Below are 13,421 nucleotides of genomic sequence, written 5' to 3'. Positions count from 1 at the left end.
CGAGAGTAGCTCCGAACGCGATGTGACGCGGCGTCCGCGACGAGTTCACCACTTCTTGGGACCGGTGTTACCCGGTGCGGGCGGCGTGCCCGGCGCCGGGGATGCGGACGGTGCGGCGACGACATCCTGGACGAGGGCGTCCGCCTGACGGGCGGCCAGCGAGTCTGCACCCTCCGTTTCTTGCATCGACGCGGCGGCCTTCTGGAACGCAGCCGCGTTTGCCTCGACGAACTTACGCACGCTGTCAATCTCGTTCGCGAGCTGGCTGGCCACCGTACTCGTCAGCTGCTTGCGATAGTTGGCCTGTGCGGGCTCCTCCCCAGCGCCCTCGACCTGTCGAACCGCGGCCCGGTCGGGGATGGTCGCGGCCTGCTCGAGCAGCTTGGTGATGTTCTGCGTGAGTTGGTCGAAGTTGATGCCGATGAAGCTCATCTGTGTTTCCCCCGGTGCGCGCGGTCCTGCGAAGACGCGCGGCTGTGACGTAGTGAGTTGCGGGTGTGGGCCGAGGTCGCTCGAAGCGGCCCCGGCCCACAGGTCCTGCGGTGCTTAGAGCGCGAAGCGCCCTGCGGCGGACTTGTCGGTCGAGACGTAGCCCTGCGAGATCTCTTCGGTCTTCGAGGAGATCTGCTCGAGAAGCGTGTTCAGCGCGACGAGCGACTGGTTCCACTTGCGCTGAGCGTCGTCATACGCGGTCTGTGCTTCACCGTTCCACGAGGAGCGGAGCTTGCCGACCTCGGACTCGAGCTGCTCGAGCTGCGACTTGATGCCGTTGGCACCACTGCGGATCTGCTGAGCGAGGGCGATGACCTGCTCCGGACGAACTGACATCGACTGCATGTTCGAAACCTTTCCTGTTACCTGAGCCGCGAGGCGTCAGGAACCCATCATCGACGACAGACCGGAAATGGTCTGCTGGTGCGACTCTTCGGACGCGGCCTGGTCGCGCTCGGTGCCCGACAGGGCTTCTTCGAGCGTGACGAGAACCTCGTTGAGCTTCGTGGTCTCCTGGTTCCACCGCTGCATGAGCTGCGTGTAGGCACCGGCGGCCGCGCCGGTCCAGAATCCGGCGACCTGCTCGATCTCGCCACGGACCTTCTTGACCTGCTGGTCGACACCGGCCTTCGCCGTGTTCACTGCCTGAGCGCCGCGCTTGAGCGCGCCCTCTTCAGCGGAAATCTGATCTGCCACGTTCATCCCCCTCTTCCTGTTCGATGGTCGTTACCTGGAGCCGGCCACGCCCCCACGAACCGGAAGCAGCAAACCAACCAAGGAAACGCTAAGCAACCACCGGGCGTTCTGCCAGTTGTGCACAGCACGATCCGATGAGATTTCTCTCACATTGACCCTGGTTTACGAACTGAGCGCAAGGGGCAGATCGATATTCGGGTCGAACAGTAGACTGACCGCGCGATCCGTCTGCCTGCGCCGACCGGATGGCATCAGGGATCACGTCGAGGGGGAACTGCACTGTGGCCCAGACCATGAGCGCGCCACGAGCGCTGCTGCGTATTTCGGTGCAGAGCGAAGGCCGTCGCCTCGACATCGGCGTGCCCGCCCAGGTGCCGCTGATCGAGTTCCTCCCGGGCTTCGCGCGGAGTCTCGGAGTCCTCGACCCCACGATGACCTATGCCGGCTACGCCCTGCAGAAGGCGGACGGCTCGGTTCTCGACGTCGCCCAGGGCGCAGCCGCCCAGGGCGTCGAGGACGGCGAGGTGCTGACGCTCGCGCGTGGCGGACTCCTCGCGGCACCCCGTGTCTACGACGACATCGTCGAAGCCGTCATCGACGCCACCGGGCGCCAGAACAAGCCGTGGAGCGCGCAGGACAACGCGCGCACCGCGCTCGCGGTGAGCCTCACCCTTCTGGGGCTATGTGCCATCCTTCTGCTCTCCGCCGGTCGCGGACTCGGCGTCGGCGCACTGATCGCCGGGGGTGGCGCCGTGGTGCTGCTCACCGTCGCCGCGGTCGTCGGGCGCCTCGGCCAACGCGAGGCCGGGCACGGCCTCGGCGTCGCTGCGGCCGTCTTCGCCGGTCTGGCCGGATACCTCGCCGTTCCAGCCGACCTCTCTCTCTGGGGCTGGCCGCTCGCTGCTGCAGGGCTCGCGGCGCTGGTCGCGGGTGGCACGGCCCTCGCGCTCATGCCCGACCGAGCCGAGGTGCAGCTCGTTCCGCTGGTTGCCGGCGGGATCATCGCCCTCACCGCCGCCGCATCGGCACTCCTCCCCGGAGTGGATGCCGGCGCGTACGCCCTGATGATCGGCATCGTCGCGACCCTCGGTGGCGCGCTGCCGTGGCTCGTGCTGAGCTCGACCCGCATCCGGGTCATCTCCCCCCAGAGCGACGCCGAGATCTTCGACGACCCGGTGCCGATCAACGCCAAGGATGTGGCGCAGCGCGCGGCGCGCGGGCAGCGCACGCTCGTCGCACTCCGGATCGCGCTCGGCGTCGCGGTGCTCGCGGCCACTCCTCTGGTGGCAGCCCACAACGCGCTCGGGGCGGCGCTCACCACTCTGGCGTTCCTCGCGATGATGTTCCCCTCTCGTCAGGCCTACGCGCGAAGCAGCGTGCTGGCGGTCATGGCCGTGGGCGCGATCGGTCTCGCCGTGTCGGGGCTCACCGTTTCGCTCGCACAACCGGGGCTGCGGACGGTGCTGATGATCGTCATCGCAGTCGCGACGGTCGCGGTTGTGACGATCACCATCCTGTCCCCGCGTGCGCGGACCCGCTTGACCCGTCTGGCAGACACCGCCGAGCTGTTGGTCCTTGCGGTGCTTCTTCCGCTCGGCGTGCTCGCCGCCGGACTGGCCTGACCCGATGGCGACCAAGAACGACCTGATCGAGGCGCAGACCTTCTCGCGCCGACGCCTCCTCACCGCTTTCATCAGCGGTGCCCCCGGCGGGAAGGAGCTGGAGCCCACGGCTCCGCTGCGTGCCGTCATCGCGGCCATCGCGCTCACCGTCGCCGTGATCCTCGTGGGCGTTTTCTGGGGCCTCATTCGCCCCGGTCTGCCCAACGGGTGGGAGAACGGGAAGCTGATCCTCGTCTCCGACACCGGAGCGCGGTTCGTCACGGTCGAAGGAGCGCTGCATCCGGTCATCAACACGGCGAGCGCACGTCTCCTGCTCCCCTCCGAGGACTTCGCGGTGATCTCGACCGACCAGTCGAACCTGCAGGGCGTCGCTCTCGGGTCGACGCTGGGTATCGTCGGTGCGCCCGACGAGCTACCCGCCCCCGACCGACTGCAGAACGCCGGGTGGAGCGCGTGCGTCACCGACGATGCCGGCGTGGACGTGCAGATCGGTGCCGCGTCCGCCGAGGCGGCCGCGGGACGAGCGGTCGTGGTGGAATCGGATGGCGAGCGGTACGTCATCGATGGCGAGCGCAGCTACGCGGTCGGTGCCGGCGAGAGTGACGCGATTCTGCGCGCCGCGGGCATCACGGCGCTCAACCCGGTCGACGTGTCATCCGACTGGCTCAATCTGTTCACTCCGGGAACCCCGCTCGAGCCGCTCGTGGTTGCGGGCAAGGGCAACGTCGTCCCGGGCGCGGATCTCGCGGTCGGCGACGTCGTGCACCTGACGGGCACGGCCGAGACCGAACGTCTCCTCGTGCAGAGCAACGGCGAACTCGCCGAACTCAGCCCGCTCGCGTGGCAGTTGTACCAGCTGGGTGCGGGAGCATCGGCGACACCGATCGACGTCTCCGGCGCGGACATCTCGGGTCTCGGCACGAGCGCGCGACCGGCGGGCGGCGAGGACTGGCCCGCCTCCGGATTCCAGTCGATCGACGGTGACGAACGCGCGTGTGCGCTGCTCGTCGACGACGGCACCGAGGCGCACTCCGTGCTGGCGGTGCAATCGGCCGACACCGAGGCCTCCGCCGGTGTGCACGTCGAACCCGGCACGGGTGCGCTTCTGCGCGCGGGTGGTCGCGGTGAGCAGAGCACCGGCATCGTCACCCTCGTCGACGCAACCGGCACGGCGTACCCGCTGCCCGGGGCGACCGAGGAGACGGTCGCCCGTCTGGGCTACCAGGTCGCCGACATCGGGCCCGTCGGCGATGTCTGGATCGATCTGCTGAAGACCGGCCCGGCGCTGTCGGAAGACGCCGCGGGGACGTCGCCGTCGATGGCGACGCCGGCCGGATGAGTCGCGTCCCGCGCGCCCTCGCGCTGATCGTCGCGGCGGGTGTCGCGACCGGAGTGTTCGTCGCTTCCCCCGCGCAGGCCGCTCCGCCGGTACGCACGGCGGCTCAGGAGCAGTGCACGGCATCGACGCGGATCACCGACCCCATCCCCGCGCTCGATCTGATGCAGAGCACGCTCGCGTGGGATGAGACGCGCGGCGAGGGAGTCACGGTCGCCGTCGTCGACTCGGGCGTGAACGCCGCCAACCCGCACCTGCGGGATGCCGTCTCCGGTGGAATCAATCTCGTGGGCGACGGAACCGACCCGTCCGGGCTCACCGACACCTACGGGCACGGGACCGCGATCGCCGGCCAGATCGCCGCTCGCCTCATCGACGGATCGTCCGTGGAGGGACTTGCCCCGGCGGCCCGCATCCTCTCGGTGCGGGTGTTCGCGGGAGTCGAGCAGCAGCAGGTCGAGGCCGGTCTCGGACCGTCGACGCCCCGCCTGGCGGACGGCATCCGGTGGGCAGCGGATCAGGGTGCTCAGATCATCAACGTCTCGATGAGCACGACGCAGGATGCGGCGGTTCTCCGCGACGCGGTGGCCTACGCGACCGAACGCGGAAGCCTGATCATCGGCAGCTCCGGCAACCGGGACTCCACGCTCGCGGTCGAAGAGAACGACACCGACGGCGAGCGGTATCCTGCCGGGATCCCCGGTGTTCTCGGGGTGGCCGCGGCGGATCTGGGCGGCGTCGTGACGGATGCCAGCATCCACGGTCCGCACGTCGCCGTGAGCGCGCTCGGACAGAACATCATGACGACCTCGTTCGTCGGCGGCGACTGCGCCTACGCGGGCGACACCCCGGCGACCAGCTTCGCGGCGGCGTACGTCTCGGCTGCGGCCGCCCTCGTCGCGTCGGCGCACCCGAACGAGACCCCGGCCCAGTGGGCGTACCGGCTCGAGGCGACGGCGGTCCGTGCCGATCCCGACGCGCGCGACGACACGTCCGGATGGGGCATCGTCCAGCCCTACGAGGCGATCGCGCTGATCCCGGGTTCGGGCATCCGCGGCCCCGCCAGCCCGTTCGTCGACGCTCCGTCCGACGAGGCGACGCCGGTCGCGGCGGCGCCGGTACGCGTCACGAACGAGCCCGCACTCGACGCGGAAGCCACGATCATGGGCTTCTCCATCGGCCTCGGTGCGCTCATCCTGCTCGCTGCGGCCGGCGCGATCGGTGTCTTCATCGCTCGCCGGCGCGGAGAACGGACGGCCTCGAGCGCCCCCGTGGGGCGCGGTCTCTACCGCGACGAAGAGACCCGAGCGGGCTGACTGCGGCCGGGTCGGTCGGTCGGTTGATCAGACCGTGGTCTGGCGCAGCACGACCACGGCGTCACCGAGCACGAACCGCTCGGTGACGGATGCGGTGCCCTCGGCGGGCAGGACTTGCTCCGCGCCGGCCGCGTCGACGACCGCGACACCGTTTGTCGACCCGAGGTCGGTGATCGACCAGCTTTCGCCGTTCCACTCCACGCGGGCGTGGTTCTTCGACACCGTGCGGGCCTCATCCGAGACGGCGACGTACTGCGCTCCGGGCTCCGTCGCCGAGGGGTTCCGACCGAGAACGATCACCCGTGCGGTGACGGGCGCGGTCTCGCCCGTCGGCAGCAGCAGTTCCCAGGCGGCGGGTGCGCGGACGACGGCTGTCGCATCCTCGCCGCCACGGCGCGCGCGGCGCGTGAGCGGAGCGGGCTCCTCGAGCATCTCGACGGGGCGGGCCGGGGGTGTTGCGGCCGCCGGGACGACCGGCGCCGGGGGAGCGGGCGGAAGAGGGCTGGCCGTCGGGGCCAGCGGGGTGGAAGCCGCCGGTGCGAGTTGTGCGGGGGCTGGCGGAGCATCGATGATGGCGCCGGCGGGGCGCGGCGGCGCGACGGAGGCGATCGCCGCGGCCGGGGTGGGGAAGGCGACTCCCGGCGCGGGGGCTGCTTCCACCGGAGCGGCGACGGGCGCCGGCGTGCGGGTCTGCGCGGCGAGCATCGCCCACACCGGAGGCAGGATGACCGCGAGGACCGTGGAACCGACGCCGCGGCCGGCTTCCGCATCCAGGCGCCGCGCGGCGATCCCCTTCAGGACGAGCGCGTACACGTTGACGATCGGCACGAGGAAGAGGGCGACCTTCACGGGATCGACGCGACCGAGGCGGAGCACCTCGGCATCGTTCATGAACGGCACCCACGCACGCCAGGTATCCGTCTCGTGCTGGGCGAAGACGCGTGCGAGGCCCAGCGCGTACCAGATGTGCCAGCCGGCGGCGACGATGACGCCGAACACGGCCACCACGATCACGATGGTCAGAGCGACCGTACTGTCGTCCACTGCTTCTCCGCTTCCCGATGGGCCGCGCCGCCCGAGGCCCCACCGCTCACGCTACCGGGCCTCATCCGAGGGACGGAGCCCCTTGCCTTCTCGCAGGGAGCCCACTTCGGATGAGGTCAGGCGCCGCGCAGACGCTCCGCGAGGTAGGTGTGCAGGTCGTCGAGCGGCACACGCTCCTGCGACATCGTGTCGCGGTCGCGTACGGTGACGGCCCGGTCGTCGAGCGAGTCGAAGTCGACCGTCACGCAGAACGGTGTGCCGATCTCGTCCTGTCGGCGGTAGCGGCGACCGATCGCGCCGGCGTCGTCGAAGTCGACGTTCCAGTCGGTGCGGAGGTCGGCGGCGACGTCGCGCGCCATGGGCGACAGTCGCTCGTTGCGGCTGAGGGGCAGCACCGCGACCTTGACGGGAGCCAGGCGCGGGTCGAGCTTCAGCACCGTGCGGGTGTCGACCCCGCCCTTCGCGTTCGGCACCTCTTCTTCGCGGTACGCGTCGACGAGGAACGCCATCATCGAACGGGTGAGACCGAACGACGGCTCGATCACGAACGGCACGTACTTCTCGCCGCTGGCCTGGTCGAAGTACGACAGGCTCTGACCGGATGCCTCGGAGTGGTTCGTGAGGTCGAAGTCGGTGCGGTTGGCGACGCCCATGAGCTCGCCCCACTCCTTGCCCGGGAAGCCGAAGCGGTACTCCACGTCGATCGTGCCCGCCGAGTAGTGCGCCCGGTCGTCTTCGGGGACGTCGTACTGGCGCATGTTCTCGGGGTCGATGCCGAGATCGAGGAACCAGTTCCAGCACGCCTCGACCCAGTGGCGGAACCACTCGTCGGCCTCGGCCGGCGGGGTGAAGAATTCGATCTCCATCTGCTCGAACTCGCGGGTGCGGAAGATGAAGTTACCGGGGGTGATCTCGTTGCGGAACGCCTTGCCCACCTGGCCGACGCCGAATGGCGGCTTCTTGCGGCTCGCGGTGAGCACGTTCGAGAAGTTCACGAAGATGCCCTGGGCGGTCTCGGGGCGCAGGAAGTACAGGCCGGACTCGTCGTCGACGACCCCGAGGTAGGTCTTCACGAGGCCGGAGAACGCCTTCGGCTCGGTGTACTGACCCTTGGTGCCGCAGTTGGGGCACGGGATGTCGAGCAGGCCGTTCTCGGCCGCGCGACCCTTGCGGGCCTCGAAGTCCTCGATCAGCGTGTCGGCGCGGAACCGCTTGTGGCAGTGCAGGCACTCCACGAGCGGGTCGGTGAAGGTCGCGATGTGCCCGGATGCTTCCCACACCCGCTTGGGCAGAATGACCGACGAGTCGAGGCCGACCATGTCGCCGCGGCCGCGCACGAACGTCTGCCACCACTGCCGACGGATGTTCTCTTTCAGCTCGGTGCCGAGGGGGCCGTAGTCCCAGGCGGAGCGGGAGCCGCCGTAGATCTCGCCCGCCTGGAAGACGAACCCGCGGTGGCGGGCCAGGGCGATGACTTTGTCGAGACGGGACTGCTCGGCCACGGTGGCTCCAATGGTCGGAAGAAAGGCGCGGGGAGGCGGACGCCGATGGCGTCGCATGCTTCGATTCTAGTCGGCCGGGTTCGGCCGGATCGGCGGGTCAGTCGCAGGCGGCGGCGGTACGGGCGGCGATGACGCCCTCGGGGTCGTCGAGCTCTTCGACAGCGACACCGATCGCCGCGCCGAGGGCGAACCCGATCGTTGCGGTGGTCTGGTCGGGCGCTGCGGTCGGTGCCGGGGTCGCCGCGGGAGTGGCCGCCGCATCCGGGGTGCCGGTGGGTTCGGGCGTCGCGTCGGTCGTGGGGACCGCGGATGCGGGCCGGTCAGCGTTGCAGTTGATCGCGGGCAGGGTGATCACGATCTCGGCGCTCTTGCCGGCGGCGACCTCGATCGCCCCGCCGTCGGCCTTGCGGCCGATGCCCTCGAAGACCGGGGCGTCGATGCGCAGGCGGGTGAGAGCGAGGTCGGCCGCGGTCGAATTCACGATCCAGACGCGGGCCTCGTCCGCCGTCTGCGCGGGAGTCGCGGGCAGAAGGGTCGCGGTGACACCGCTCGGAAGCGCCGTCGCACTCGGTGCCGGGCGGGGCTGCGCGTTGCACGCGGTGAGCACGAGCGCCACGGCGAGCAGGGCGATCGCCCCGGATGCGGCGTGCCGCCGCGTCATCTGGTCACCCGCGGGCGTGCTCGGAGGGTGCGCGCAGCGGGGTGGTGTGAGTGGGTTCTTTCGCGCGCCGGTGACGGCGCCTCCCCCGGAAGCGGCATGCGTTCAGGGTAACCGGAGGCACGCTTTGAGTCCGCTGAGCGTCCCGGCGATCAGCCCTTCGCCGCCTTCGCCGCAGCCTTCGCGGCACGCTTGTTCTCGCGCACCTCGGCGAGGGATTCGGGGCTCGTGATGTCGGCGACGCTGCGGAACGAGCCCTCTTCGCCGTAAGGGCCGGCGGCCTTCCGCCACCCTTCGCCCGCGAAGCCGCACTGCTTACCGAGGAGCGCCAGGAAGATCTTCGCCTTCTGCTCGCCGAATCCGGGCAGGGCCTTCAGGCGCTTCAGGACTTCGGGTCCGGTCGGGTGCCCCTCCGTCCACAGGGCGGCCGCATCGCCGTGCCAGTTCTGCACGAGGTCGGCGCAGAGCTGCTGCACGCGCCCCGCCATCGAGCCCGGGTATCGGTGCACTGCCGGGGTCTCGGCGAACGCCGCCACGAACTTCTCCGGGTCGTACTCCGCGAGCGTTCCCGCATCCACCGCGCCGATGCGCTCCTGGATCTTCAGCGGTCCCGCGAACGCGGTCTCCATGGCGACCTGCTGGTCGAGCAGCATCCCGATCAAAAGCGCCAGGGGGTTCCTGGTGAGCAGGTCGTCGGCAGCGGCGTCGTCGGTGATGTGCAGCGTCATCGCCCTATCGTCCCACCGGGCGCGCCCGTCGGAGTGCTATGCCCGCAGCTCTCAGCCGGCGAGATCGGTGCGGTCGTCCTGCGCGGGGCTGTCCATCGAGAGGGATGCGGCATCGACCTGCAGGCCGAAAAGGGCGTCGAGTGCGTCGAGGTAGGCGTCGGCCCGGCCCTGCTCGGCGAGCTCGTGCGCGCGCATCGTCGGGGTGTGCAGCAGGCGGCCCATGAGGTGCCGGAGGGCCTGTTCGGTGCGGCCGTCGTCGCCCTTCGCGCGAGCGCGCTCGATCTCCGACTCGAGCAATGCCGTCGCGTGCGAGCGCAGCGCGACGACCGCCGGCGCGAGCGTGCGGCGCTCGCCGACGACCGCGAATCGCCGGGCCGCGTCCTGCACGAGGGCGCGCGCCGCATCCGTCGCCTGCAGTTCCTCGAGCGGGGCGTGCAGGCGGATCGTCTCGAGGTCCAGTAGATCGGTGTGCGGGACGCCGGCGACATCGGGGTCGACATTGCGGGGGAGGCCGAGGTCGATGACGAGACGGCGTCCGCCCTCGCGCCCGACCGGGCAGCCGGCGGCGCCCGTGGCGCCGCCCCCGAGGATCGCGGCGTCGAGCACATGGTGTTCGGCTGTCGTGCACGTGATGATGAGGTCCGACATTCGCGCCGCCGACGGGTAGGCGTCACGGTCGGCCCAGGCGATGGCGTGCTTGTGGGCGAACTTCTCGCCGCGGCCCGAGGGCGAATGCACCGTGACGTCGGTGACGCCGCGGTCGCGGAGGGCGGCGAGGGTCGCGGCCGCGTACGAGCCGGTGCCCACGAGCAGCACCCGCTGACGGCTCCAGTCGGTGATGCGGCTCGTCGCGAGATCGAGAGCGAGGCGTACGAGCGAGCGGCCCGCGCGTCCGAGCGCCGTCGCGTTCTTCACGTCGCGCTGCGCCTCGGACGCCCGCTGGAAGAGACGCTCGAGCTCCGGAGAGGTCGTGCCGTCCGAACGCGCCTCGGTGAGCGCGCGTCGCACCTGCCCGGCGATCTCGCCCTCGCCGACCACGACGGACTCGAGACCCGCGGCGACGGCGAACAGGTGCTCGGCGACCGCGTCGCCGGAGATCACCCGCGACGACGACGTGAGCTCATCGGCCGCGACTCCGGTCGCGTTCTCGATTGCGGTCATGGCGGCTTCGAGGGCCACTGCACCGGCCGCGGTGACGGGCTCGTCCATGTCGACGTAGGCCTCGAACCGGTTGCAGGTCGCGATGACCACGGCACCCTGCACGCACTCGTCGTGCGAGGCGATCAGCGGGGCGATCGGGGTGGTGTGGATGCTGAGCCTCTCGAGGAGGTCGAAGGACGCGGTCTTGTGACTCGCGCTCACACACAGCAGCACCCCCACATTCTACGCCCGGCTCCGCGGCGGCGGCGGAGGCCCCCGCATCCGGGCGCCCGGTCAGGGACCAGTGCGAGGATGTCGGCGTGAGCTCCCTGCCTCCGTCCTCGTCCGTCGTCGACTCCGCGCCCGCCCCCGCCGGGCCGTCCGCCTCCGCCCTCGTGCGCGCCATCCGCGGCGAGCGCACCGACCGGCTCCCGGTCTGGTTCATGCGCCAAGCGGGTCGCTCGCTGCCGGAGTATCGCGAGCTGCGGGTGGGAACGCACATGCTCGACGCGTGCCTCACGCCCGAACTCGCCGCCGAGATCACGCTGCAGCCGGTGCGCCGCCACGGCGTCGATGCGGGCATCTTCTTCAGCGACATCGTCGTACCGCTCCGCCTCGCGGGGATCGCCGTCGAGATCGAGCCCGGCCGGGGCCCGGTGTTCACCGACCCGGTGCGCACCGCATCCGATGTCGCGAAGATCGTCGCCGTCGATCCCGAGCAGGTGGCGGCGGCGGCACAGCCCATCCGCGACGCTGTGCGCATCGTCGTCGGAGAGCTCGGCGACCTACCGCTCATCGGCTTCGCGGGAGCCCCCTTCACGCTCGCGGCCTACCTCGTCGAGGGCGGGCCCTCGAAGGAGCACCTGCGCGCCCGCGCCATGATGCACGCCGACCCGGAGTCGTGGCACGCGCTCGCGGGCTGGCTCGCCCGGGTGTCGCACGCCTTTCTTCGCGCGCAGACGGATGCGGGCGCCTCGGCCGTGCAGCTGTTCGACTCGTGGGCGGGATCGCTGTCGGTGGCGGACTACCGCGCGTTCGTCGCCCCGCACTCGCGCGCGGCGCTCGCCGGCATCGACACCCCGCGCATCCACTTCGGCGTCGGCACGGCGCACCTGCTGCGCGACATGCGCCTCGACGGTACGGCGGATGCGGTCGGCGTCGACTGGCGCACTCCGCTCGATGAGGCTGCCGCGGTGCTCGGCCCCGACATCACCGTGCAGGGCAACATCGACCCGGCGCTGCTGCATGCGCCGTGGCACGTCGTCGAAGCGCACGTCCGCGACGTGATCGCGCGCGGCGCATCGGCCCGCGCGCACATCCTGAACCTGGGTCACGGCGTACCCCCCGACACGGATCCCGACGTCCTGACCCGCATCGTCGCGCTCGCGCACGAGGTCTCGGCGTGACCGAGCCGCTTCCCGAGTTGATCGCCCACGCGCGAGACACCCGGGTCGTCGTCGTGGGCGGGGGAGTGGGCGGCCTCGTCGCCGCACTCGAACTCGCGAAGGTCGGCATGCCGGTCACGGTGCTGGAGGGTTCGGATCGGGTGGGCGGGGTGCTCCGTTCTGCCGAGGTCGCCGGGCTGCGCCTCGATGTCGGAGCGGAGAGCTACGCGACCCGCGGCGGCCACGTGCGCGCCCTGATCGACGAGCTCGGGCTCGCGAACGCCGTCGTGTCACCGTCGGCGCACGGGGCGTGGGTGACCGGGCTTCCGGGCGGGGGCGCCGCGCCGATGCCGGCCGGGGGCGTGCTCGGCATCCCCGACAACCCGTGGGATCCGGCCGTCCGGCGCGTGATCGGCTGGGGCGGCGTGTGGCGCGCCTACCTAGACCGCCTTCGCCCGCCCCTCACGATCGGGCACGACCGCAGCCTCGGCACTCTCGTGCGCTCGCGGCTCGGCGCGAAGGTGCTCGACCGGCTCGTCGCGCCCGTGACGAGCGGCGTCTACTCGGCGCGCCCCGATGACATCGACGTCGACATCGCCGCTCCCGGGCTGAATGCCGCGCTCACCCGGGCGGGTTCCCTGACGGGCGCCGTGGCGCAGCTGCGCGGCGGCCGACGGGTGGTGCCGGGCGGTGCGGTCGCCGGTCTCGACGGAGGGATGACGCGGCTGGTCGACGCTCTCATCGACCAGCTCACGCTTCTCGGCGTCGACATCCGCACGGAGACGCCGGTCGCCGGAATCGATCGCGTCGACGACGCGTGGGTCGTCCGCGCGGGAGACGACGTCCCCGCCGATGTCGTGATCGTGGCCGTCCCCGAGGCGGAGGCGCGGCGGATGCTGACGCCTCTCGTGCCCGCGCTCGACGCCCGGACCGCCGAGGCGCCCGTGGTCGAGATCGTGACGCTCGTGCTCGCCGCATCCGTTCTCGATGCGCACCCCCGCGGCAACGGAGTGCTCACCGTGCCGCACTCCTCGCAGGCCAAGGCGCTGACCCACGCCACCGCGAAGTGGGACTGGGTCGCTCGCGCCGCGGGGCAGGGCGTGCACGTCGTGCGGGTGTCGTTCGGCGCGCAGGGCGAGGCGCCCGCCACCGAGACGCTCGATGACGCGGATGCGGCCGCACTCGCGCTCCGCGAGGCATCCGTGCTGCTGGGTGTTCCGCTCGACGCGACGCAGCTGCGCGGTGCCCACCGTGAGCGGTACGTGCAGTCGCAGCCCGGTTCCGTGATCGGGCGGGCCGCGGCGATGGCCGCCGCCCGCGGAGCGATCCGCGCCGTGCCCGGGCTGGGCGCGGTGGGCGCGTGGCTCAGTGGCACAGGTCTCGCCCAGGTCGTGCCCGACGCGATCGGCGAGGCCGACCGCGTGCGCCGCGCGGCGCTGTTCGGATCGATGGGTTCCGCACCCCGCGCGGACTGATCCGGATGCGGACGTTGTCAAGCGGAT

13 protein-coding genes are annotated in these 13,421 nt (G+C 71.2%); 5 read left to right on the top strand and 8 right to left on the bottom strand.

What is annotated here, in order from left to right:
* Positions 1-45: 45 nt before the first annotated feature.
* From LQ938_RS14030 to LQ938_RS14020, 3 genes are all read right to left on the bottom strand, one after another.
* Entirely contained in the window at positions 46-432 is a 387-nt protein-coding gene (locus LQ938_RS14030) for a hypothetical protein (protein WP_223723139.1), read from the bottom strand.
* A gap of 114 nt (positions 433-546) precedes the next feature.
* On the bottom strand, positions 547-837 hold the full coding sequence (locus LQ938_RS14025) for a WXG100 family type VII secretion target (RefSeq protein ID WP_223723138.1): 291 nt from the start codon (positions 835-837) through the stop codon (positions 547-549).
* Between the two features lie 36 nt (positions 838-873).
* Positions 874-1,194, bottom strand: a complete 321-nt coding sequence (locus LQ938_RS14020; protein WP_223723137.1) for a WXG100 family type VII secretion target — start codon at positions 1,192-1,194, stop codon at positions 874-876.
* A gap of 287 nt (positions 1,195-1,481) precedes the next feature.
* On the opposite strand from LQ938_RS14020, the gene eccD reads away from it, so the two are divergent.
* From eccD to LQ938_RS14005, 3 genes are read left to right on the top strand one after another with little or no spacing between them, the layout of a single operon-like run.
* Positions 1,482-2,810, top strand: a complete 1,329-nt coding sequence (gene eccD / locus LQ938_RS14015; RefSeq protein WP_223723136.1) for a type VII secretion integral membrane protein EccD — start codon at positions 1,482-1,484, stop codon at positions 2,808-2,810.
* A gap of 4 nt (positions 2,811-2,814) precedes the next feature.
* Positions 2,815-4,149 carry a type VII secretion protein EccB gene (gene eccB, locus LQ938_RS14010; RefSeq protein ID WP_223723135.1) on the top strand — a complete coding sequence of 445 codons (1,335 nt, stop codon included), beginning with the start codon at positions 2,815-2,817 and terminating at the stop codon, positions 4,147-4,149.
* The gene (locus LQ938_RS14005; protein ID WP_223723134.1) at positions 4,146-5,462 is read left to right on the top strand and encodes a S8 family serine peptidase; all 1,317 of its coding nucleotides are present in this window, start codon (positions 4,146-4,148) and stop codon (positions 5,460-5,462) included. Before eccB ends, LQ938_RS14005 begins: the two co-directional genes overlap by 4 nt.
* Positions 5,463-5,489: 27 nt before the next feature.
* On the opposite strand, the gene LQ938_RS14000 is transcribed toward LQ938_RS14005, so the two are convergent.
* The 5 genes from LQ938_RS14000 to LQ938_RS13980 form a co-directional block, all read right to left on the bottom strand.
* The gene (locus tag LQ938_RS14000) at positions 5,490-6,506 is read right to left on the bottom strand and encodes an FHA domain-containing protein (RefSeq protein ID WP_223723133.1); all 1,017 of its coding nucleotides are present in this window, start codon (positions 6,504-6,506) and stop codon (positions 5,490-5,492) included.
* Between the two features lie 116 nt (positions 6,507-6,622).
* On the bottom strand, positions 6,623-8,008 hold the full coding sequence (locus LQ938_RS13995; protein WP_223723315.1) for a glycine--tRNA ligase: 1,386 nt from the start codon (positions 8,006-8,008) through the stop codon (positions 6,623-6,625).
* A 97-nt stretch (positions 8,009-8,105) separates the two neighbouring features.
* Positions 8,106-8,669, bottom strand: a complete 564-nt coding sequence (locus tag LQ938_RS13990; RefSeq protein WP_223723132.1) for a hypothetical protein — start codon at positions 8,667-8,669, stop codon at positions 8,106-8,108.
* Between the two features lie 149 nt (positions 8,670-8,818).
* Positions 8,819-9,394: an HhH-GPD-type base excision DNA repair protein gene (locus LQ938_RS13985; protein ID WP_223723131.1), complete on the bottom strand. Its 576-nt coding sequence runs from the start codon at positions 9,392-9,394 to the stop codon at positions 8,819-8,821.
* 51 nt (positions 9,395-9,445) lie between these two features.
* The gene (locus LQ938_RS13980) at positions 9,446-10,768 is read right to left on the bottom strand and encodes a glutamyl-tRNA reductase (protein ID WP_223723130.1); all 1,323 of its coding nucleotides are present in this window, start codon (positions 10,766-10,768) and stop codon (positions 9,446-9,448) included.
* A gap of 95 nt (positions 10,769-10,863) precedes the next feature.
* Here LQ938_RS13980 and hemE point away from each other — a divergent pair, with 95 nt between their 5' ends.
* Positions 10,864-11,940: a uroporphyrinogen decarboxylase gene (hemE, locus tag LQ938_RS13975; RefSeq protein WP_223723314.1), complete on the top strand. Its 1,077-nt coding sequence runs from the start codon at positions 10,864-10,866 to the stop codon at positions 11,938-11,940.
* Positions 11,937-13,394 carry a protoporphyrinogen oxidase gene (gene hemG, locus LQ938_RS13970; protein WP_223723129.1) on the top strand — a complete coding sequence of 486 codons (1,458 nt, stop codon included), beginning with the start codon at positions 11,937-11,939 and terminating at the stop codon, positions 13,392-13,394. The genes hemE and hemG overlap by 4 nt, the downstream gene beginning before the upstream one ends.
* Positions 13,395-13,421 lie beyond the last annotated feature (27 nt).

Source organism: Microbacterium sp. cx-55 (genome assembly GCF_021117345.1).
Lineage (GTDB): Bacteria > Actinomycetota > Actinomycetes > Actinomycetales > Microbacteriaceae > Microbacterium.
This window is presented reverse-complemented; position numbering and strand designations above follow the sequence as displayed.